Annotated in this window: 20 protein-coding genes; 13 read left to right on the top strand and 7 right to left on the bottom strand. The window is 38.7% G+C overall.

Translation table 11 applies throughout. From position 1 onward, the window contains the following. Nucleotides 1-55: 55 nt before the first annotated feature. The gene (locus tag IQ19_RS01980; protein ID WP_144539362.1) at nt 56-484 is read left to right on the top strand and encodes an organic hydroperoxide resistance protein; all 429 of its coding nucleotides are present in this window, start codon (nt 56-58) and stop codon (nt 482-484) included. 69 nt (nt 485-553) lie between these two features. On the opposite strand, the gene IQ19_RS01975 is transcribed toward IQ19_RS01980, so the two are convergent. Genes IQ19_RS01975 through IQ19_RS01965 form a run of 3 tightly spaced genes read right to left on the bottom strand, consistent with a single transcriptional unit; the run spans nt 554 to nt 4,246 of the window. Next, the gene (locus IQ19_RS01975; protein ID WP_144539360.1) at nt 554-1,663 is read right to left on the bottom strand and encodes a GerAB/ArcD/ProY family transporter; all 1,110 of its coding nucleotides are present in this window, start codon (nt 1,661-1,663) and stop codon (nt 554-556) included. Then, entirely contained in the window at nt 1,663-2,742 is a 1,080-nt protein-coding gene (locus IQ19_RS01970; RefSeq protein WP_144539358.1) for a Ger(x)C family spore germination protein, read from the bottom strand. The genes IQ19_RS01975 and IQ19_RS01970 overlap by 1 nt, the downstream gene beginning before the upstream one ends. Beyond that, nucleotides 2,732-4,246 carry a spore germination protein gene (locus IQ19_RS01965; protein WP_144539356.1) on the bottom strand — a complete coding sequence of 505 codons (1,515 nt, stop codon included), beginning with the start codon at nt 4,244-4,246 and terminating at the stop codon, nt 2,732-2,734. The genes IQ19_RS01970 and IQ19_RS01965 overlap by 11 nt, the downstream gene beginning before the upstream one ends. Before the next feature lie 191 nt (nt 4,247-4,437). Here IQ19_RS01965 and IQ19_RS01960 point away from each other — a divergent pair, with 191 nt between their 5' ends. From IQ19_RS01960 to IQ19_RS01945, 4 genes are all read left to right on the top strand, one after another. Next, nucleotides 4,438-5,001, top strand: a complete 564-nt coding sequence (locus IQ19_RS01960) for a TetR/AcrR family transcriptional regulator (RefSeq protein WP_144539354.1) — start codon at nt 4,438-4,440, stop codon at nt 4,999-5,001. Between the two features lie 194 nt (nt 5,002-5,195). Next, the gene (locus IQ19_RS01955) at nt 5,196-6,365 is read left to right on the top strand and encodes an MFS transporter (RefSeq protein WP_144539352.1); all 1,170 of its coding nucleotides are present in this window, start codon (nt 5,196-5,198) and stop codon (nt 6,363-6,365) included. A gap of 285 nt (nt 6,366-6,650) precedes the next feature. Further along, nucleotides 6,651-7,115: a hypothetical protein gene (locus IQ19_RS01950; protein ID WP_144539350.1), complete on the top strand. Its 465-nt coding sequence runs from the start codon at nt 6,651-6,653 to the stop codon at nt 7,113-7,115. A 104-nt stretch (nt 7,116-7,219) separates the two neighbouring features. Further along, complete coding sequence (locus IQ19_RS01945) at nt 7,220-8,182, top strand: DUF3231 family protein (RefSeq protein ID WP_144539348.1); 963 nt, start codon at nt 7,220-7,222, stop codon at nt 8,180-8,182. Between the two features lie 139 nt (nt 8,183-8,321). On the opposite strand, the gene IQ19_RS01940 is transcribed toward IQ19_RS01945, so the two are convergent. Continuing rightward, nucleotides 8,322-9,161, bottom strand: coding sequence for an isocitrate lyase/PEP mutase family protein (locus IQ19_RS01940; protein ID WP_144539346.1), 840 nt, complete (start codon nt 9,159-9,161; stop codon nt 8,322-8,324). A 118-nt stretch (nt 9,162-9,279) separates the two neighbouring features. Here IQ19_RS01940 and IQ19_RS01935 point away from each other — a divergent pair, with 118 nt between their 5' ends. Then, entirely contained in the window at nt 9,280-9,966 is a 687-nt protein-coding gene (locus IQ19_RS01935) for an ArsR/SmtB family transcription factor (protein WP_144539344.1), read from the top strand. A 387-nt stretch (nt 9,967-10,353) separates the two neighbouring features. Here IQ19_RS01935 and IQ19_RS28880 read toward each other — a convergent pair whose 3' ends face one another. Together IQ19_RS28880 and IQ19_RS01920 are read right to left on the bottom strand one after the other, a co-directional pair. Continuing rightward, the gene (locus IQ19_RS28880) at nt 10,354-10,884 is read right to left on the bottom strand and encodes a UGSC family (seleno)protein (protein WP_273701407.1); all 531 of its coding nucleotides are present in this window, start codon (nt 10,882-10,884) and stop codon (nt 10,354-10,356) included. A 66-nt stretch (nt 10,885-10,950) separates the two neighbouring features. Continuing rightward, nucleotides 10,951-11,991 (bottom strand): hypothetical protein, encoded by a 1,041-nt coding sequence (locus tag IQ19_RS01920; protein ID WP_144539338.1) that lies wholly within the window; start codon nt 11,989-11,991, stop codon nt 10,951-10,953. 151 nt (nt 11,992-12,142) lie between these two features. On the opposite strand from IQ19_RS01920, the gene IQ19_RS29215 reads away from it, so the two are divergent. After that, nucleotides 12,143-12,316, top strand: a complete 174-nt coding sequence (locus tag IQ19_RS29215; RefSeq protein WP_144539336.1) for a hypothetical protein — start codon at nt 12,143-12,145, stop codon at nt 12,314-12,316. 237 nt (nt 12,317-12,553) lie between these two features. Here IQ19_RS29215 and IQ19_RS01910 read toward each other — a convergent pair whose 3' ends face one another. Then, nucleotides 12,554-13,357, bottom strand: coding sequence for an IclR family transcriptional regulator (locus tag IQ19_RS01910; RefSeq protein ID WP_144539334.1), 804 nt, complete (start codon nt 13,355-13,357; stop codon nt 12,554-12,556). Between the two features lie 233 nt (nt 13,358-13,590). Here IQ19_RS01910 and IQ19_RS01905 point away from each other — a divergent pair, with 233 nt between their 5' ends. From IQ19_RS01905 to IQ19_RS01880, 6 genes are all read left to right on the top strand, one after another. After that, nucleotides 13,591-14,865: an NAD(P)/FAD-dependent oxidoreductase gene (locus IQ19_RS01905; RefSeq protein ID WP_144539332.1), complete on the top strand. Its 1,275-nt coding sequence runs from the start codon at nt 13,591-13,593 to the stop codon at nt 14,863-14,865. 24 nt (nt 14,866-14,889) lie between these two features. Further along, the gene (locus IQ19_RS01900; RefSeq protein WP_144539330.1) at nt 14,890-16,959 is read left to right on the top strand and encodes a hydantoinase/oxoprolinase family protein; all 2,070 of its coding nucleotides are present in this window, start codon (nt 14,890-14,892) and stop codon (nt 16,957-16,959) included. After that, entirely contained in the window at nt 16,956-18,644 is a 1,689-nt protein-coding gene (locus IQ19_RS01895) for a hydantoinase B/oxoprolinase family protein (RefSeq protein ID WP_144539328.1), read from the top strand. Before IQ19_RS01900 ends, IQ19_RS01895 begins: the two co-directional genes overlap by 4 nt. A gap of 24 nt (nt 18,645-18,668) precedes the next feature. Then, nucleotides 18,669-19,418 (top strand): SDR family NAD(P)-dependent oxidoreductase, encoded by a 750-nt coding sequence (locus tag IQ19_RS01890; RefSeq protein WP_144539326.1) that lies wholly within the window; start codon nt 18,669-18,671, stop codon nt 19,416-19,418. A 21-nt stretch (nt 19,419-19,439) separates the two neighbouring features. Then, nucleotides 19,440-20,207: an SDR family NAD(P)-dependent oxidoreductase gene (locus IQ19_RS01885; RefSeq protein WP_158638722.1), complete on the top strand. Its 768-nt coding sequence runs from the start codon at nt 19,440-19,442 to the stop codon at nt 20,205-20,207. A 73-nt stretch (nt 20,208-20,280) separates the two neighbouring features. Further along, nucleotides 20,281-20,514 (top strand): hypothetical protein, encoded by a 234-nt coding sequence (locus tag IQ19_RS01880; RefSeq protein WP_144539322.1) that lies wholly within the window; start codon nt 20,281-20,283, stop codon nt 20,512-20,514. Nucleotide 20,515: the final 1 nt, after the last annotated feature.

Genomic DNA, 20,515 nt, shown 5'->3' with positions numbered 1-20,515 from the left:
CTACACGTGGAAATATTGAAGCAAAAATCCATTATAAAAAAGGGAGTTTTATAAAATGATGAAAATAGAAAAGAAACTATACACGGCTACTGTAAATGTTCAAGGCGGAAGAGATGGGAAAGCGGTTTCTGACGATAACAATCTGAATGTAGACTTGAGATATCCAAAGGAATTAGGGGGGGACGGAGCTGGAACCAATCCGGAGCAGCTGTTCGCTGCAGGGTTTGCCGCATGCTTCCAGGGAGCGATGGGCACTGTCCTTAGGAAAAAGAACATTAAAACAGACGGTATAAATATTGCTTCACAAGTTACGCTTGGCAAGGATGCGAACGATGGATATGTGCTGGCCATTACAATGGATATCACTGTAAAGGGCGTTGAAACAAGCGTGGCAGAAGAAGTCGTTGCGGAAGCTCATAAGGTTTGTCCTTATGCTAAAGCAACTCAAGGTAATATCGAAGTAATCTCCAACGTTGTTGGTTAATCAGCTTCCGGGATCACCCAAAGAGTGCCTATCTTTTAACAAGATAGGCATTCTTTTTTACATTAGGAATTAGATTTTGTTTAACCTATTTTTCATAAAATGATTCTTAATCCATTTTATTATAAGAAGGAGCGGCAGATACACATATACAAAACCAATTCCCACATTAGAAGTAAAATTGACAAGATAATCAACACTCTTAAATTCCTGAAGGTATACAGAAACAATCATCTCTGCAATAAGTAAGAATAGCAAAGTCGCTTTTGGAGGAATTGAGAAAGTTCTTTTTACGATTCTTGTACATGCCCACAAAGAAATACATATAGGGGATATGATCACTAACAGCCAAATAAAGATGAATACATATTCAAATCTTTCCAGGAAAGAGAATTTAACGATCTTAACCATCATAAGAGTGGGCCAAGGTAAATGCTGTAATACCTCTTGATTAAAGTATAAGAATGATATTAACGTTATAATTAGGTACACAATGAGAGTATATATATTTCCAAGATACGCCCATTTTGAAATATCTCTGTTATTTGAACTTTTAAGGAAGGGATAATACATCAGGATCCACTCGAAACCAAGAAAAAGCAGGGCATACCCTTTAGAAGAGAAAAATAGCTCACTGAGGGAATGACTAAAGGCTGGGAGCAGGTAAATATAATTCGCATGCATCAAGGGGAAGTAGATTAAAAAGAACAAAAAAGCAGGCAATATAACTCCCCAGAAACTAAAGCCGGTTAAACTGCGGAAGCCGCTTGAGATAATATAATAAAATGTGAGTAAGAAAACGATACATAGCTGCCATGTTTTTATTGAAGGATACACCCATATTTGGATGACCTCAATATAAGCACGGAGGACTGTCAAAGAAGCCAGCCAGAAATAAACCAATGCCATGACAGACATTATGCTGCCAATCGCTTTTCCAAAGCAATACTGATGAACAGCTACTAAATCATTAGTTCCCCCGCCTAATAGCTTAAAAATAATATAGAGTATGATATGGGTTGCAGCCCAAGTTATAATTAAAGAAATCCAGGCGTCCTGCTCAGCATGTTTAATAACCTGGCTTTGAAAATTTAGGATACCAACTCCGGTTTGTGAAGAGTGAATGAGAAAAAATGTGAAAAAAGCCGAAACTTGAAATTGTTTTTCTACTTTTACGTTCACTAATTTCCCACCCCAGTTTGCCTAACTGCAATTTTGGTATTTACCTCATATGTCATATTAGGATATATCCGATCGTAAAAACTCTTTTCAGAATAATTTCTGTGATTTGCTTTATACACTCTTCCTATACCTAAAGGATCTACACCATTTGTTTGAAAATCCTTTAGAAGTAATTCAGCATCGTTTGAAATTGATTTCTGTAAGGCGGTTTTAAATAATTTAAGATCCTTTTCATCTTCTAAATTGATCCATTCAGGCAAAGCATCAAGTTCTACATCTAAATTTAGGCTAACTCTAACTTGTTCCCTGAGGTTCTCCTTGATGAATTTCACCTTGTGTTTTCCATAGTTCGTTCTGACCCCAATATTAGCTTTGTGTCCATGCATGTTGAGGTCAAAACTGTATACTCCCATTTTGTTTTTATCCGTCATTAATTTTAATAAGAAGGTTTCTTTTTCGGAAATCCTAAGTGCTAATTTTTCACCTTTAAAAATCCCCATACCATCTACTTTAATTTGCCCTTTAGAATCAACTGTAAGATTTGGAAAGGACATATCAATTCCACTTCCAAAAAACTGGTCATACATTACATGGGAGTTAGATTCAGGAATTCCTTCATTTTCAATACTTTTATCAATCAAATTCATTAAGAATAGCGGACTCTCATTAAGTGTTTTACTTAGTATTAAATCTGGAGTTCCATCTGTAATGACAATTCTTACTATGCCAATTTTTGGATCCTTACAGATGGGGTCTAATATGGAAGCTAAACCATCTCTGCTTAGTTGATCCCCAAATATCATTACCCTTACTTGACCTATTTCAAATGGAAATTGAGACTTATGGCTAAGTTCTTCCTGCAGACTGGATGGATTTTTAGCAGCAGCTGTGATTAAAACAGGATTATCACTCTCGGCATAATTTGGATAAACAACACTTGCCTTTAGCATCTCATCTTCTTTGTCATATCCTACATTATGCATCAGAGAGACTTCATTAATAATATTGTGAGGTACACATCCAGCCAGAATTAGAGTTAGAACAACAATACCCATTTTAACTAATGTGTTATTCGTCATTAATATCTTCCTTCTTTTTGTTACTCTCTTTTGGTGAATATTTAATTTTATCTTTAGGTCTCAAAAAATCTGGCCTTTTGTTTAATTTATCATAAGGGGACCTTATGATACTATCCGCAAGACTATTGCTGCGAAACGGGTGCAAAGGAACCATGTAAGGAGTATCAAATGATTTTAATTTAAACAAATGACATAGCAGCACGGCAAAACCTATCATGATGCCCAGCCCGCCCAGGAATGATGACATGATGATAAAGGGAAATCTTAAAATTCGAATGGTGTTGGACATAACGATAGCTGGTGTTGTGAATGAAGCTAAGGCTGCTAAAGCGACAATGATTAATAAAATATTACTTGTCAGTGCTGCCATTACAGCTGCCTGTCCAATGACAATACCGCCAACAATGCCCAATGTCTGTCCTACTTTAGTAGGCAATCGGGCTCCTGCCTCTCTTAATAATTCAATGGTCATTTCTAAAAAAAGAACCTCCAGCAGCGGCGGAAATGGAACGTTTGCCCTGGACTCTATTAGCGGACCCAGTAAATCCGCAGGCACCACCTCATAATGAAACGTCATAACCGCAACATAAATGGCGGAAGAAAAGATTGAAAAGATGATCGCAAGTATTCGTGTAAAACGGAAGAAAGACCCAATAATCCAGTTATAATAATAATCCTCAGATGAGAGAAAAAAATCGAATATGGTAGTAGGTCCGGATACTGCGTATGGTGAACCATCACTAAAGATAACGACCTGGCCGGAAGTGAGTGAATAAGAAATTCTATCCAGCCTCTCTGAAGAAAAGTAAAGCGGAAAAGGAGTATAAGAATTTCCCTTAATTAGCTGGACTAAAGCAGAAGTATCAAAAATGATATCAAAATCTATTTCAGAGAGCCTTTTTTTTACGTTTTCTATATGTTGTTCATTTGTAATGCCATCTAAATAAACAATCATTACTCTTGTTTTTGACAGTGTGCCCATCACGATCTCTTCAGTAGTTAATAAAGGAGATTTTACCTTAGTTCGAAGTAAAAGAATATTCGTATCAAGGCTCTCAACAAACCCTAATTTTGGACCGATAACATTAAATTCATTCTCAGTTTCGTTAGACTCTCTTATCCCTTTAGATAAATTATTTACATTTACCAAAAGAAAATCATCTAAGTTATTTTCAAATTGAATGAGAACATATCCCTGATGGATTTTCTCTTCGATTTCTGTTGCTTCCTTTGTTCGGATAATGTCTTCAAGTGGCAGGCTGTTTTTAAATTGATTTATATCAAAAGCCTGACCAGTCTTTTTTTCGCACTCATTTATATATGGAAGAAATACATGCTCCATCGTCTTGTGATCGATTAGTGAAGTGAAATATAAAATGAATATCTGGACGCCTGAAACATTTTTTTGAATCTCTTTAAAATCAGATGACTTTTTGGCTCTTTTCACTATCTCGGCAGGTGTTTGATTTTCTGTAGGATTCAGATTATTTTTTTCCTTTATCATAAACAGATGTACTCCCTAACATGTGTTAATACTTAGTATTATTACTATCAAAGATTGTATGCACACTATATCCTTTTTATTAATGCTGAATGACAATGGGATATAGGAAATATTTAAATTTAGGAAATAAACATTTCAGCTCAAAACCTTTTCAATTTGACACTTACCTATTAGTAAGTTACTATTAGGGCATGGAAAACAGAAAAAAACAAATTGTAGACTTAGCAATAAAATTGATACAACAAAAAGGGTATGTGGCCTTTAGCTATGATGACATTTCTAAACAACTTGGCGTGACCAAGGCAAGTATTCACTATCACTTTGAGAAAAAGGAGGATTTAGGAGTTGCAGTTACCGAACGTCTTTTCATGAGGCTGCAAGACTCTTTGGTGTTAATTAAAAATTCGTCGGTTTCTGCTGAAGAGAAACTTAAGCAATTCATTCAGCAGCAAGCTGAAAGATTCGAGTGTACTGAAATATGTCCGATCTCTTCGCTCCAGACAGATTTTGAATCTTTGCCGAATGCCGTACAAGAAAAAATTGAGGAAGTCAGCAGACTGGAACTCAGGGTAATGAAAGAAATAGTTGCTGAGGCACAAGCTGCAACTATCATAAATAGCTCTGAAGATGTCCATCAGGTAGCGGTAACGATATTATCAAGTGTAAAGGGAGCATTATTATACAGACGTGTTCTAGGTGATGATGTCTTAGTGGAAGTACTTAACCAGTTAAACCGTTTCTTAAGAAATCCGTAGGAACGGTTTTTTTTAAAGAAGAAACTTACCTTCTAGTAAGTAAGCGCTATTGTGTTTTATTAAGTATGGAATAGTTGACTAGGAAATAACACACTTACCTTCTAGTAAGTAATTTTTAAATTTGATTTACTTTTTTTAATGGATGCTGAAATTTTTTCATGGAGAATTTATTATAGAAAGTTGGGATTGCTGCAATGAAAAGAATGCTTTTAGTTTCACTATTGATGTCGTGTGGGGCTACCTTTATTACTCCTTTATTCCCTTTGTATAGTGAGGCTTACAAACTTAACAGTTTGCAAATCACGATCTTGTTTGCCATTTATGCTGCTTTCCTATTGCCAACTTTGTTTGTTACTGGAGACAAAGGCAGTACTTGGGGATTAAAAAGGGTTGTTCGTATAAGTATATTAATATCCATCACATCTACCTTGTTCTTCCTGGTAAGCCAAAATGCCTGGATGCTTTATGTCGCCAGGTTATTGGAAGGAGTCGCATACGGAGCTTTTACAGGTACAGCTGTTGCTTTTTTAATGAAACAAACTCCTCCAAATAAAGTAAGCACAGCTCTCAAGCTATCAGGAGTCACGATTCTAGTTGGTTTTGGTCTGGGACCAGCTATCGCAGGTTTAATCTTGCAATATTTACATCATCAGCCACTCCGTTTGCCATTCTGGATTCTGCTCGTCCTGCTCATCGTCTCGCTCATCTTACTGGAAACAATTCCTAAAGATGTTGTTTCCTTTGAGCAAAAACGTGTAAAAACTAAGATATCACTTGGTGTACCTAGCAATATTCGTTCTCATTTTTGGTCAATGGTCGGATTGCCTATCTTCACTGTTTTCACAATACAAGGAATAGCGCTTTCTCTTATTCCTACTTTCGTCAAAGATGTTATTCACACGTCTAACCTCTCGGTTTCTGGATTGATCATTTTCGTGTCTCTTGGTGGAGCGGCTTTGGCTCAATTCATACCTTGGCCGAGCCGTCCAGTTACACGTATCCGATTCGGCATCCTGCTTCTTGCGATTGGATCATGGGTTATTGTTTCTTCTGGTTTAACATCAAGTTTGCCGTTGCTCTGGGCAGGCATTTTCATCCAGTCTATCGGGGGTGGGTGGACTTTTCAAATTGCATTACAACTTGCCGGACAGTTACCGGAACCAAAAGCACGGCCACGAGTCATTTCGGCTTTTTATTTGTGTGCGTACTCTGGATTTATCGTACCGATTATTGGAGTCGGAGCACTTACTCAATTTTTAAATTTGAACCATTCGCTAATCGTGCTAAACCTGTTTGCGGCATTTATTGTTGTATATGTGCTGATGTATTCCGTCAAATATAAACGCACTTATTCGGACATATAATTATTAATGTATTATCTGGATTTATCCTTAAACAATTAAAGAGCTTTTCTAAACCTAATCAAGTGTGCTTTAAGATCCAGCTGCCAGTTCGGCGGCTTTTTTTCTCCAATTAAAAGGGCGTTTAGTTTGAGAAGAGTGCTTACATAATAATAAGTATGGTGTTGATTAATAGTGAATGTTATCTTCAGGCAATTGATAGATGGTAAATAGTTGCTGCCCTTTAAAGGGGATTATATAAAGAGAATGTGATCACATATAAGAGACATGGTAAGGGGCTTGAATAGAATGGCGACATCTATAGAAAGGCTATTATGGAGTATTGCTCTTCCTGGTTTTGGGCAATTCTTAAATGGAAAACTAATTAAGGGAATGGTTATTGTATTTTTAGAGTTCCTGATAAATGTACAAGCGAATTTTAACGAGGTAATTATTTCAAGTTTTCATGGAAATATTGAAAAGGCAATTGCAGAAACCGATTATTTATGGCTAATGTTTTACCCTTGTTTGTATTTTTTTGCTATGTGGGATGCTTTTAAAGATGCGGGCGGAGGGAGAAACAGTTATTCTTTTCTTCCGTTTGTATTTGCAGCTTACTTTGTTACTGTGGGGTGTATATATTCCTCTACCCTTAAGCTTTTTGGAGTATTATTAGGGCCTATCTGGCTTCCAATATTGTGTGTAACACCTGGTGTCTGTGTGGGATTCTTTTTAATGAGGATAATAAGGAAAAAACACATTGAACAATTTTAAACAGGACAGCAATTATTGTTAAACCTTTTAATGAATTTAATGAATAATTACCATTTTCGATTACAAACTAAGAAAAGAAAATAAATTGTGGAGGGGCCTTTTAGATGAATTTAAACGATTTAGGCTTTCTTTGGTACTTACATTCAAGTTCAAATATGGTCAATATTTTTTTGGGAAATCTTATAGAGACTGCTGAAGATACTGATTTGAAAGATGCTTTAACTGAGATTAAAACACTTTCATCATTCCAAGAACAAGAGGCTTTGCAATTCTTATCTGATAATGGATTAAATATTACACCGTTTTTTAGTGAAAATGATTTACATAGCCCCTCAGAAAAGTTATTTTCTGATCAATTAATGATCGAAATTCTTAAGCATATAACAAGTAATGGACTGGGTGTACTTTCTTTTCAATATACAGACTTAACCGTCCCAAAGGTTAAGAATTTTTTTAAAGAAATACTCAATAAGTTAATTCAAATTGACATTTCTATTTTAAATTTGCTGGAGCACAAAGGTTTATTGCAAAACAGGTCATTTTCATACAAGAATGCTGAAGACAGAGAAAACAAATTATTTAAAGTGGCATCAACCCAGCAGAGGCCGCTTAATGCTGTTGAATTAGCAAGTATGTTTGGTTCATTTCAATGTAATAATGTTGGTTTAGCTCTATGTACTGCTTTTTCGGATGTTGCAAAGGATGAAGATACAAAGAGTTTTTTGCAAGATGGGACCAAGTTGGCATATCGGCAAGCTGCTACTTTATCGGACATATATAGAGAAAACGGAGTTCCAACCACAACCGGCTTAGAGGCTCACGTTTATAAAGTGAGTAATTCTCCATTTTCAGATAAACTAATGGCTAACTTGATCATGTTCTTAAATCCCATCGGAATCGGTAATTTACAAACTGCTGCGGTTTCCAGTTATAAAAAAAGCCATGTGAAGATACTAAAGGAACTAATTGAAGAGGTAGAAAGCTATTCAGAGAAAGGGTTTAAGTTATTGGTAAGGAAAGACTGGTTTAATGAGCCGCCGGTAACCAATAGGTCAATTGATAATTAGAGTCAAACAATCTTTAGATCATTCCCTGAAAATCATAAAAATGGGAAGGAGAACAAAAAGCCGATTTGTTGATTATAGAAAAATCGGCTTCTTAAAATAATAAAGTTAAAATTTAGGTATTGGGAGTACATTTTTTAATTTATTGAATGAATTCAGTTAACCTTTTATAAGAAAGAACATCGCCATTCGTCATGTGATGAAAGGTCTGGCGGTTTACAATCTCTTCACTGATAGTCCGTAAGTATGTTAGGGTGGCTCTAAATGGGACGGATCCACAGCTAAGCCTTTCGATTCCGATCTCAGATAACTCCGATAAAGAAGGCATCTCTGGGTCAACCAATAAGTTGATAGGACAAGAAATTTCCTCTCTAATTTTTTTCATAATCTTCCTATCAGTTAAACCAGGAATGAAAATGCAATCTGCCCCTGCATCTTGATAGGCTTTTGCCCGCTTTAAAGCTTCTCGAAAACGCATTGAAGAATCCCCAACATTTAACCAATATAGATCTGTTCGTGCATTGATAAATAACGGCATATTTCTAGATTCCGAAAGTTCTTTGATAGCTGCTATTTTTTCCTTTTGAGATGAAATTTCAAATAGTGGCCGGTTAGGATCACCTGTGCCGTCCTCCAGATTTATCCCTATAGCTCCAGCAGCAGCTACTGCTTTTACGGTCTCTAAAACCTCTTCAACCGTCTGTCCATAACCTGCCTCAATGTCTGCGCTCACAGGAACATTTACTGATTTGGCGATATTTTCAATCGTTTCAACCATTTTATTAAGAGGTATACTTTGCCCATCCAAGTACCCTAAAGAAGCAGCAATGCCAGCACTTGTTGTTCCAATAGCTTTAAAGCCACATTCTTCAAACATTTTTGCACTGATTACATCCCATGCATTTGGCAGAACAAATGTTGACGATTGCTGATGTAAGTGGTGAAAGGTTTTTGCCTTTATTGATTGTTCTTTGTTACTCATAAAATTAAGCTCCTTTTCCTGATTTGGATTTAAGTTTCTTTTTGCTTCATTTCTATTGTAAGAGCTAAATAATTCGACTATCATCGAAATATGGAATACATATTAAAGGGGAATTGAGATGAGTTCGAGTCCAGACGCTTCAACGATTGCTTCATTAATTAGCGACCCATCACGTGCAGCCATTTTAACAGTACTCATGGATGGAAGAAGCCATCCAGCAGGAGATTTGGCTTACGCAGCAAACATAAAGCCACAAACTGCAAGCTTTCATTTAGCGAAAATGCTTGAAGTAAATGTGGTGTCTCTAGAAAAACAAGGAAGGCATCGATATTATCGAATTGAAAATTTTGAAATAGCTAAAGCCCTCGAAACGTTGCTTGCCCTTTCACCTCAACCAAAGGTTAACTCATTCAAACAAGTAACTGAAAATGAAAGCTTGCGTTTGGCTCGTACTTGTTATGACCATCTAGCTGGAAAACTCGGAGTAAAACTTATGGATGCTCTTGTAGATAAGGGGTATATTTTTGAAAAAAGCAACGATATTTTGATTACGAAGGATGGAGAGATATTCTTCGAATCATTTGGTATCCGCTTAGATCTTGTTAGAAAAAAGCGTCGTTCATTCGTTCATAAATGCTTAGACTGGAGTGAAAGGCGTCATCATATTGCTGGTGCATTAGGTCATGTACTTATTGAACGCTTTTTCGAGCTGCAATGGATTGAACGAATGGAAAAAACAAGAGCGATTAGAATAACTCCTGCAGGTAGAAAAGGACTTAATAAACTTTTATCGATAACAATATAATAAGTGTTAGTCTAATAGGTATGGAGAAAACTGATCTTTTACATGCAATTACGATAATGGAAAACTTAAAAGAAATGCGGGAATGTCCCCCAGTTCTTTTAAGTGTTACCGTACTGGAGAGACAGTTCCACACAACTCGATTAGGGTAATAGACAGAGCCAAGTTTGATTCAAAGTTCATCCCCAATGTTGGATGAAAAGTGTATGTGCTTTATTAGTCCTGCCAAGGGGGCAGGTTGAATATTACTTAAAAATAACAAATGGATAAAGGAGAGGGCATACAAGCAGCAGGTGCAGGATCACCTGCTGTTCGGGAAGTTCGCAATATTTGGACATAAAGACAAAAAGCCTAGCCATCAAGCGATAACCGGCTTTTTGTATGTAAACGTTATTTGGTCAGAACTGATAGAACTTCGTCGGTAATTCTTTGCGCTTCCTGCTTCAATGCAGCGGGAAGGGCGGTAGCAATCGGGTGAAACACTTCAACAATATGGTAGTCCTTGAATCCCTGCACCTGGGCTGCTGTCGTCCCCTGTACGATAAACTTATCAGTACAGACGGCGGCAGAAGGGATTCCCTGTTTTTCTAAATAGATTCCATCAAGCACACTGCTTGAGCTGCATGACCCTCAGTCACCAACTCCGGCTACAACGGCATGGCAGGACTTCAATTGATCAAGCAATGCATCCGGAAATGGCAGGGAAGGGTTCTTCTTATCGAACCAGACGACTTCCGCATGATGATTTTCCCGAAACTCTTCAGCCAATGCTGATAGGAATACATCCGAATTTCTTTTTCCGTTGTTGATAAAGGCAACTCTTTTTCCGCTTACATCAGATAGCCTGGCAGCCAAATGGTTTTCTGTTTCCACAGGACCTTCGGTTGGATCAAGTACAATAACCTTATCTGTAAGAATCAATTCTTTTCCTCCTTTCGCAGATTTTCTATACGCTACGAGTCAAACTGACCCGTTTTAGCAATCACTTCATGTAAAGCCTGACAAACGAACCTGCTTTGTAACTGCCACAGATTGACTGACACTTCCCCAGCCTGGGATAAACGACGAGAATCTTCCAGCGGGACCTCCTCCGGTTATCAGCAGGGTATCGTCCGGGGAAGGGAAGGCTGTTGCCCATTCATCTTTTTCCTCGGCTAATGGTTCCAGTCTCAAGCCAAATGGATAAAACTCTGATTTTCTCCTTCTGGCATGTTCGAAAAGAAAATCCTTTACTCTGGCTTTATCCCATCCATGCTCCAACAGTGTGGCCACATGTTCAGGACAAAGCACCAGCGCACATTGCGTGCTTCTTTGCATATGGAAGGTTGCCAGATTGGTCATTATGTCCGCAATGGACATTAAAATTCCCTCTGGCGTATGGGCCACGTGGTTGTTAATTTGATGCGGCCCTTCCGAAGCAAAAGCAGTCACTGTGCTATCACTTCGGTTAAACCCTCTCTCTACATGAAGAGGGTCCCATTCAGGAACATCCGCTTCCCCAATGCAAAAGCTGATTTTTCCAGGGTGCCCGATTGTCGTTTGGTCGAATTGAGAAGACCCGCCTGCATTCTTCATAATCAGGCCAATTGCCCGTCCAATCGTTGCGTTGGCACGATGGGCGCCTCCCATCAGATTTTTCCCGGTATTGAGCCCGATTTGATGAATAATCGGACCGTTAACGATTAAAAGGATAGAGGCACCACCTGTACTTGCTGTTGGACCGTGAACGCCAAACTTCGGATCCAGCACAGCTTCCATAGCAGCCATGACGACAGGCATATATGCAGGAAGGCAGCCCGCCATTACTGCATTAATCGCAACCTTTTCAGCAGTTATGAATCGGTTTCTCTCCGGGATCGTTCCTACAATGTCAGACGGCTGTGCTTTTACATAATCAAGCATTGCCTGGACCCTTTCTGGGGTAGGGGGGATAATCGGTAGACCATCAGTCCAGCCCTTTTCGAAAAAGTGTTCTACTGCTTCCTGGGCGAGGTTGAATTCTAGTTTTTTGGAAGAAAGTTGGGTCATTTTGTCACCTCCTCAAAAAATTTTTCCTCTTAATTATATAATATAGTTATAAATTGTTAAAATATTTAGATTTATATGCAAATTTTCAAGGTAGTGCAAGGATTTTTAACATATTTAACAATTTAGTCTCTTAAATATTTTGTTTGGCTGGATGAACCTGTGGGAATCAAAGATGCCAACAAAAGAAAAAGACTGGGTAGGCTCTCTTACGATTCCGCGTATCCTGAAGCTGGACAGCGAAGGACACTTACAACACGAATCTATCCAAAGCAAACAAGCCAGGGACTCATTGTATCGGGAAGTGAGGAATCTCCTGTTACATTGACGGTGTGGGATTTGGAAGACCGAATGAAAGACATGGTTGTTTACGAATAGAAAGAAAGAAGGCATCTCTGTGGAAATCAGGAGTTCCTTTCAAGTGGTTGATACACTAACATGCCGGGTGCCAGGCCCACTGACAGGTTACGAGAAATTTTGTTACGCATTTAAAAATGTTTTTATAGGTGTAAGGCACCATCCAGAATTTGAATGTTGCCTGACACCTCTTCTTTTTTTAATGTACTTAAAAGTACCTTGTTATTAATGCTTCTAGATGGTGTGCGTGTTTTCTTAAGGCACCTTTATAATAGGTTAAGTCAGATAAACTATTAGAGAAGGTGCTATGTAATAGGATGCCGACTGATAAAACTACCTCGCTTCTTCCATTAAAGATTGGACAGGAAATAGCATGAATTCCTTGTGTATGCTCAGAATTCGTTTCAGCAATTCCTTCTTGCCTGATCGTTTTTAATTCTTCTATAAACTTTTCAGGATTCGTAATTGTATTTTCTGTGAACCGTGGAAGATGTCCATCCACCATAAATTCTGCAATAATCTTACTAATTTCCGAATCGGGTAAATGAGCAAGATAACTTTTACCAACAGCACCACCGATTATTGGAAACGTTTCACCAGGTGAAATCGTTAACCGTATTTGCTGGTCAGGTTCTTCTTTAGCAATGTAAGCTAAGTGTAAATTATCGTTTCGTTTGGCTAAAACGACGGTCTGTTTCACTTCTTCGCAAATTGTGGGCAAATAAGAGATTGATGTATTCATAAAATCATTCATTTCTTTAGATCGCAATCCAAGAGAAATCAAATAAGAACCTAGTTTATAGCGTTTACTAATCGGATCAAAATGAACATAATCTTTGAGCTCCAATGTTTTTAAGATTCGTAGACAAGTACTTTTACTAATGCCAAGAGCACTTGATAGTTCAGTCAACGTGCTTTGTTTGTGTTTTTCCTTCGTTAGAAACTCTAGAATGTTAAGTGCTGAATAGACAGAAGGGATAAAGTTACTGTTCTTTTTCTCTAATTCACTCATTTTAATCCTACCTTTTATAATAATATTTTTTCCTACTTTTAGAACCTGAATTTACAATATTCAATATTTTTAGAAAATTCCATTGACAGTGAAAAGAGGGTTTGTTATATTCAATTATATCAAATAAGAAATAAAGTTTCAATATTGAAACAAATTCAAAACAATAAGTGAATGCAGTTGATTCATTCAAAACGACCCTTTTGATTACATTTGGAGAAAAGAGGTTAATAAACATGCATCATACAGACTCACTATGGGCGGCCACAGCAAATCCATTGAAACTACGTCCTTCACTAGAAGGAAAATTTCATACAGATGTAACGATTATCGGGGCAGGATTCACGGGACTGGCAACTGCCTATTACTTAAGAAAAGCTGGAATCAATTGTGTTGTTTTAGAAAAAAACGTCGTTGGTTGGGGCGCGAGTGGAAGAAATGCTGGGATGGTTTTAACTGGTTTCAAAAATAGTATCCAACAAATTGAAAAGAGTTGGGGCCGAGAAACTGCGAAAGTATTTCTTGACCAATCCGGTTTAGGGATTGAAAAAGTACGTGGGATCGTTGAAGCGGAAGGAATAGAGTGTTCGTTAAGTGACTGTGGCAGCATGAAAGCTGCATTCAAACCAAGCCATTCGGAGTCTATGAAACGAGAACAAGAGTTCATGTGGCAGGCGTATGAGTATGAGCTCCGCTACGTGGAACGAAATCAACTAAAAACCGAGTTGGATAGTGAATTTTATCATGGTGGGTTAGTAGATTTTAAGAGCTCTTCATTCCACCCGTTAAACTATGCATTAGGATTGGCGAATGCGGTGGAAGTGAAAGGCGGGAAAATTTATGAACAAACAGAAGTCAGCTCAGTTGAGGAGAATCACCAAGGATATTCTGTTAAGACTGAAATGGGTGCCGTTCAATCCTCCCATATTGTTTTTGCCACAAATGGCTACACGGAGAAACTCAATAAAAAATTGACTCGCTCAATCATGCCAATGGGCAGTTATATCATTGCCACAGAGCCACTTGGAAAAGAGGTTACCGAACGGCTTATCCCTAACAATCGCATGATATCGGATACCAAGAATTTTCTATATTATTTCAGGAGAACGCCTGATGAACGCATTTTATTCGGGGGCAGGGTGAGTTTTAATAGTAAAGAAGACGAAACCCTTTATCATTCTCTAAGAGAGAATTTATTAGAGGTATTTCCAGAACTATCAGATAGGAAAATCGAATTCAAATGGGGGGGCAAAGTGGCCTTTCCGATGGACTTTTTTCCGCATGTTGGCACAATAAAGAAGAACATTCATTATGCATTAGGCTATTGTGGCCATGGGGCATCTACTTCTACTTTGTTCGGTGAATATGTTGCACAGAATATTATCGATCCTAATCGAGAGAAATCAAAATTGGAAGAACTCCCATTAAGGACGATTCCATTACACAGTCAAAAAAACTTACTTCTGAATCTAGCAGGCAGTTATTATTCATTATTGGATAAAGTCAAATAAATCTTCACAAAGCGAGGGAAAAGCATGACAACCAACTATAAATTAGCCGTAGATGTTGGTGGGACCTTTACCGATGTTGTTTTATTCAACGAGCAGCAGAGGAAACTGCATTTTACAAAAACACCATCTTCTCCAAATGATCCTTCAAAAGGTGTAATTAATGGAATAAAGAAAATCATGAACATAGCACAAATCAAGCCAGGCCAAATCGGCTATTTTGTACATGGGACAACGTTTGCAACTAACGTTTTTCTTGAAAATAAAGGCTCCAAAGTGGCCCTTTTTACAACACATGGATTTAGAGATGTCATCGAAATTGGGAGACAAAAACGTTTAAAGCTTTATGATTTATTCCAAGATAAACCATCCAGTCTCGTCGACCGACAATTTCGTTTCGGTGTACGTGAACGAATGAAGGCAGACGGGGAGGTCTTACATACCTTAAATGAAGAAGATGTTCGGACATTTGTACGAATTGTAAAAGAAAATAATATTCACTCCATCGCTGTATCTTACCTCCATGCCTACAACAATCCACTTCACGAACTAAGAACAAAAGAAATCATTAAAGAAGAATTCCCTGAATGCCATATTTCATTATCCCATCATGTTTCACCAGAATTTAGAGAATATGAACGAACAATTACCACTGTAGTTAACGCCTATTTAAAACCGAAAACAAGCAATTATTTTGTCAATTTAGAAAAGAAACTAGAACAAATCAATGTGAAAGTTCCGTATATCATGAAATCCAATGGCGGTATTATGACGATGCGCGAAGCATCAGAAAACGTGATTCAAACCTTACTATCAGGTCCAGTTGGTGGGGTCGTTGCTGCAGGGTTTATCGCTGAGAAGCTAGGCATCAATAATATTATTACATTTGATATGGGCGGTACAAGTACCGATGTTGCTTTGATTAAAGATGGCTCTCCACAAATCACGCTTGAAAGTAGATTGAAAAACTATCCATTAAAAGCACCGATGATTGAAATGGAAACGGTGGGAGCTGGGGGAGGAAGTATTGGCCGTATCGATGAGGGCGGACTTTTTAAAGTTGGACCTGAGAGTACAGGAGCGGTGCCTGGTCCTGCCTGCTACGGAAATGGGGGCGAAAACCTTGCCATCACAGATTTTAACCTTTTATTAGGAAGAATTGATCCAGAATTTTTCCTTGGTGGAGAAATGAACTTAGATGTCGAGGCTGCAATTAAAGCGCAACAAAAACTCCTTGAACAATCTCATCTCCCTGCAGATGAAGTCTCCGTTGGGATGGTAAAAATAGCGAATCATCACATGGCAGAAGCCGTGCGTCTAGTCTCGGTCAGAAAAGGCCATAACCCTGAGGAATTCACTTTGTTCGCATTCGGTGGAGCCTCCCCGCTTCATGCCACAGCGATTGCGCGTGAACTCGGAATTCCAAAAGTTGTGATTCCAAATGCATCTTCCGTGTTATCAGCCCTTGGATTTTTAGTCGCAGACATTAAACATGATTTCACAACAACCAATCTTCTTTCGCTCGAGATAGCAAATTTACCAAGAATAGTCAATGAATTCAATACGTTAGAAGAACGTGGCAAATACTTGCTAGACAAAGAAGGGGTAATGCTTGAAAACCAAGAATTGCGTCGCTCATTAGACTTACGATTTAAAGGCCAAGCATTTGAAATTAACGTCGAACTGGAAGAGCAGGACGACCAAACAAACTTGGAAAATATTTCACGTAATTTTTTTGAATATTACGAAAGAGAGTACGGGTTTTGTGACCGAAGCCAACCGATTGAAGTGGTGAACTACCGTCTATCTGCGATTGGTTTAACTTCAGAAATCAGCCTTGAAGATTACGAAGAACTGCAGTTAGAACCGCCTGAAGAAGCAAGAAAACATAAGCGTAGTGTTTACCTATTTTCAAAAGAGCAATTCGAAGAAGTTGAGGTGTTTTATTTAGACAAATTGGTTAGCGGAAATCGTATTTCTGGACCGGCGATTATCGATGGCTTGGACACAACAATTATTGTCGAAGCAAATGAAGAAGCACAACTTGATCGTTTCGGAAACATCCTTATTTCATTAGGAAAGGGGTTATCCTCTTGATTGCAGCAAACATCAATCCAATCACAATGGAAGTGGTAGGTCACTCGTTTATGTCAATTGCGGAAGAAATGAGTGCTGCCTTACAGCGAACAGCCTATTCAAGTATTGTCCGCGAGGCATTAGACTTTTCGACGGCTGTGTTTGATCAAAATGGAAATTTAATTGCACAATCAGATAATATCCCGACCCATTTAGGGTCAATGGGAGGAACGCTGAAAGGCATTTTGAAAAATCATTTTACACAAGCCGAAATTTTTGAAGGCGATCAAATTATGATTAACCATCCCTATATGGGTGCTTCTCATAGTCCGGATATTCTCTTATTTGCGCCCGTTTTCGTCGAAGGCACATTGGTTGGTTTTTGCGGCAGTATGTGCCACCACGTTGATGTCGGGGGGATTGCTCCGGGAAGTGCCCCGGGGAATGCGACAGAACTTTACCAAGAAGGATTGCTGATCCCACCGGTGAAATTGTATGAAAAAGGGAAAGAAAATCAAACCCTAATCAGCATTATTCGAGCAAATGTCAGAATGCCTTCTTACACATTAGGTGATTTACGATCACAAATTTCAGCGAATGAAATCGGAAAAAAAAGAGTAAGGAATCTGTACGAGAAATATTCAATTAAAACAATTCAGGAGATTGTTCATGCGTGGGAAACTTATTCGGAAAATCGCATTAAAAGCAAAATAAAAACAATCAAAAATGGGATTTATTCTGCTGCTGGTCATTTAGATGATGATGGGGTAGTAAGAAATGAGCAAATCCAACTCCATGTGAGCATTGAAATTAAAGACGAGAAAATGATTTATGATTTTACCAAATGTGCACCTCAAGCGAAAGGCCCATTTAATGTCACGGAGGAAACGGTAAATGCTGTTGCTTATTATATAACCAGATGTGTAACGGATTCATCTGTTCCCCAAAACGAAGGTGCCTATAAGCCGATTGAAGTCAGAACCAAAAAAGGGACCATCCTAAACCCGCATTTCCCTGCACCAGTGAGCGGTCGGTATCACACAATTATGAGGCTAAGTGATATCTGTCTTGAAGCGATGTCAAAAGCACTTCCGGATAAAATTCCAGCTTCTAGTAATGCACATGCAACGACAGTAGCGATTGGTGGCCATAATCCGAAAACGGATGACTACTTTGTTTATTATGAATTGAATGGTGGAGGGATGGGGGCTCGCCCAACGAAAGATGGATTAAGTGGCATTGATGTTCATGTTGGGAACTGCATGAATGTGCCGATAGAATCAGCTGAATTAGAGTATCCACTATTATTTCATACGTATGAACTCCACCAAGATTCTGGAGGCATGGGAGAATACCGCGGTGGATTAGGAATTATCAGGGAAATCGAAATGCTTGAAGATCATTTAACGCTGACGACACGCGGCGATGGCGAAACCACGAATCCTAAAGGATTTTACGGTGGACTTGATGGTCGGCCAGGTCAAAAAATATTAAATCGTGGAACAGAACACGAACGAAGACTTTATGGGAAAACGACAAGCTTAATTGTAAAGAAAGGCGATATTTTATATTTTGAAACCCCTGGATCTGGTGGCTACGGTTCACCGGGAAAAAGACCGAAAGAAAAAGTCATTCAAGATTATAAAGATGGCTATATTTCCGCAAAGGCTGCGAAAGAAGTCTATAACCTCAAATTTGAAGACTAGTAAATGACTAAGGGGGGATGAACAATGCGTCTAGCTGACAAGGTTGCGGTAGTGACAGGTGCGACAGGGGGGATTGGAAAAGCCATCTCAGAAAAATTTGTAAAAGAAGGGGCACAACTTTTATTAGTTGACCTAGATCAACAGCGTTTAGAGGAATTGAAAAGCGAGCTAGCACCATTTGGTCAAAAAATAGAGGTAGCGGAAGCTGATGTTTCTAGTAAACAAAGTTGGGAGCAAATTCTCGATAAAATTGATTCTGAATTCAGTAGAGTCAACGTATTAGTGAATAATGCTGGAATCAGCGGCAATGAAGGATTATTAGAAACAGATTATCAGAGATGGACTCAAATTATCCAAACCAATTTAACGAGTGTGTATTTAGGTATGTATGAACTTATGCCCAAAATGATTGAATCGGGTGGAGGCTCAATCATCAACACATCATCTATTTTTGCCATTATTGGGTCGGGAAAAAATGCGGCTTATACTGCTGCGAAGAGTGGGATGATGGGTTTAACAAAAACAGCCGCTGTTGAATTTGCAAAAAATTATGTGCGTGTCAATACAATTCACCCAGGGATGATCCGTACACCAATGACAAAAGCAAAGTTAGAAAAGCCAGAAGTCCTTGCTCTATTTAAATCCCTTACGCCGTGGCCTGAATTCGGCGAACCAAATGATATTGCTTATGGTGCTGTTTACCTTGCTTCAGATGAATCCAAATTCGTGACAGGAACCGAACTGGTGATTGACGGTGGGTATGTGACTCAGTAAATGAAAGAGGTGGCGAAACACTTGAGTGATTTTGAAGGAAAAAGAGTGTTAATCACTGGCGGTGCTTCTGGAATCGGTTTAGCCACGGTCAACCATTTTCTATCAAAAGGTGCAAAAGTCGCTGTCTTTGATATTAATCAAGCGGGGTTAACCAATCTGGAAAATCAGTATCAGAAGTATCTTCTCACAATTGAGGGGGATGTCCGTCGGGCCGATGAGATTGCTAGGGCACTAGGCATAATGGTTGAAGAATGGGATGGAATTGACATCTTAGTCTATAGTGCAGGTGTGTTCCCTGATCGGCGAATCATTGATATGGAAGAAGAAGACTGGGATCGTGTACTCGACATTAATCTGAAAGGCGCGTTTCTTACTTGTCGGAACGTGGCTCAAAGGATGATCGCTCAAAGTGGTGGGGGTCATATTGTTACGATTTCCTCTGGGAGCTATCAATCTGCTCGTATTGGGTCAGGACATTATTGTGCTTCCAAAGCAGGCTTAGTGATGTTAACAAAAGTGCTCGCATTTGAATTAGCAGAGCATGGGATCCAAGTGAATAGTATTGCGCCAGGACTGGTTGAGAGTGAGTTGTTGGATTCAAGCTATGTGGAGACATTCAGCAAAAGAATTCCTTTTGCGCGTCCGGCAAAACCTACAGAAGTCAGTTGTGCAATTGAAATGATCACTTCCTCGCTAAATACGTACATGACTGGACAAATCATTCCGATTGATGGCGGTCTATCATCTGGTCATTATGGCCTGCCAAATTCAAATAAACAAGCAAGGTGAAAGGAAAAGGTTTGTACACTCCTAGATTCCTAGGTGTTCAAAATAGTTTACTAATCAAAAAGGGGGCAATTGAATGAATCAAGACAAGAATGGAACAAACCCAACGAAAAAGAGCAGTCATATTTTTGACATTGTCGTTTGGGTGGGCTGGGTCGTATTGGTCTGGGGATTTCTAGCGTCGTTAGCGTTTATTGCATCACCTAAGGATTCCGCGGGAATCCATGAAGTTATCATTTTAGCTTACTTTTTAGGGTTTACATTTATCTTTGGCTTATTGTATTACATGGCCCTTAAAAGGGGGATATAAT

The organism is Cytobacillus oceanisediminis (genome assembly GCF_007830235.1).
In the GTDB taxonomy this organism is placed as follows: Bacteria; Bacillota; Bacilli; order Bacillales; family Cytobacillaceae; genus Cytobacillus; species Cytobacillus oceanisediminis.
Note: the sequence above shows the minus strand (reverse complement) of the source record. Positions and strands in the feature narration are given on the sequence as shown.

Bases quoted from the DNA above. Each gene is read 5' to 3' on its own strand.
- IQ19_RS01980 (WP_144539362.1), top strand. From the start codon at position 56: ATGATGAAAATAGAAAAGAAACTATACACGGCTACTGTAAATGTTCAA.
- IQ19_RS01970 (WP_144539358.1), bottom strand. From the start codon at position 2,742: ATGACGAATAACACATTAGTTAAAATGGGTATTGTTGTTCTAACTCTA.
- IQ19_RS01965 (WP_144539356.1), bottom strand. From the start codon at position 4,246: ATGATAAAGGAAAAAAATAATCTGAATCCTACAGAAAATCAAACACCT.
- IQ19_RS01960 (WP_144539354.1), top strand. From the start codon at position 4,438: ATGGAAAACAGAAAAAAACAAATTGTAGACTTAGCAATAAAATTGATA.
- IQ19_RS01955 (WP_144539352.1), top strand. From the start codon at position 5,196: ATGAAAAGAATGCTTTTAGTTTCACTATTGATGTCGTGTGGGGCTACC.
- IQ19_RS01950 (WP_144539350.1), top strand. From the start codon at position 6,651: ATGGCGACATCTATAGAAAGGCTATTATGGAGTATTGCTCTTCCTGGT.
- IQ19_RS01945 (WP_144539348.1), top strand. From the start codon at position 7,220: ATGAATTTAAACGATTTAGGCTTTCTTTGGTACTTACATTCAAGTTCA.
- IQ19_RS01940 (WP_144539346.1), bottom strand. From the start codon at position 9,161: ATGAGTAACAAAGAACAATCAATAAAGGCAAAAACCTTTCACCACTTA.
- IQ19_RS01935 (WP_144539344.1), top strand. From the start codon at position 9,280: ATGAGTTCGAGTCCAGACGCTTCAACGATTGCTTCATTAATTAGCGAC.
- IQ19_RS01920 (WP_144539338.1), bottom strand. From the start codon at position 11,991: ATGACCCAACTTTCTTCCAAAAAACTAGAATTCAACCTCGCCCAGGAA.
- IQ19_RS29215 (WP_144539336.1), top strand. From the start codon at position 12,143: ATGAACCTGTGGGAATCAAAGATGCCAACAAAAGAAAAAGACTGGGTA.
- IQ19_RS01910 (WP_144539334.1), bottom strand. From the start codon at position 13,357: ATGAGTGAATTAGAGAAAAAGAACAGTAACTTTATCCCTTCTGTCTAT.
- IQ19_RS01905 (WP_144539332.1), top strand. From the start codon at position 13,591: ATGCATCATACAGACTCACTATGGGCGGCCACAGCAAATCCATTGAAA.
- IQ19_RS01900 (WP_144539330.1), top strand. From the start codon at position 14,890: ATGACAACCAACTATAAATTAGCCGTAGATGTTGGTGGGACCTTTACC.
- IQ19_RS01890 (WP_144539326.1), top strand. From the start codon at position 18,669: ATGCGTCTAGCTGACAAGGTTGCGGTAGTGACAGGTGCGACAGGGGGG.
- IQ19_RS01880 (WP_144539322.1), top strand. From the start codon at position 20,281: ATGAATCAAGACAAGAATGGAACAAACCCAACGAAAAAGAGCAGTCAT.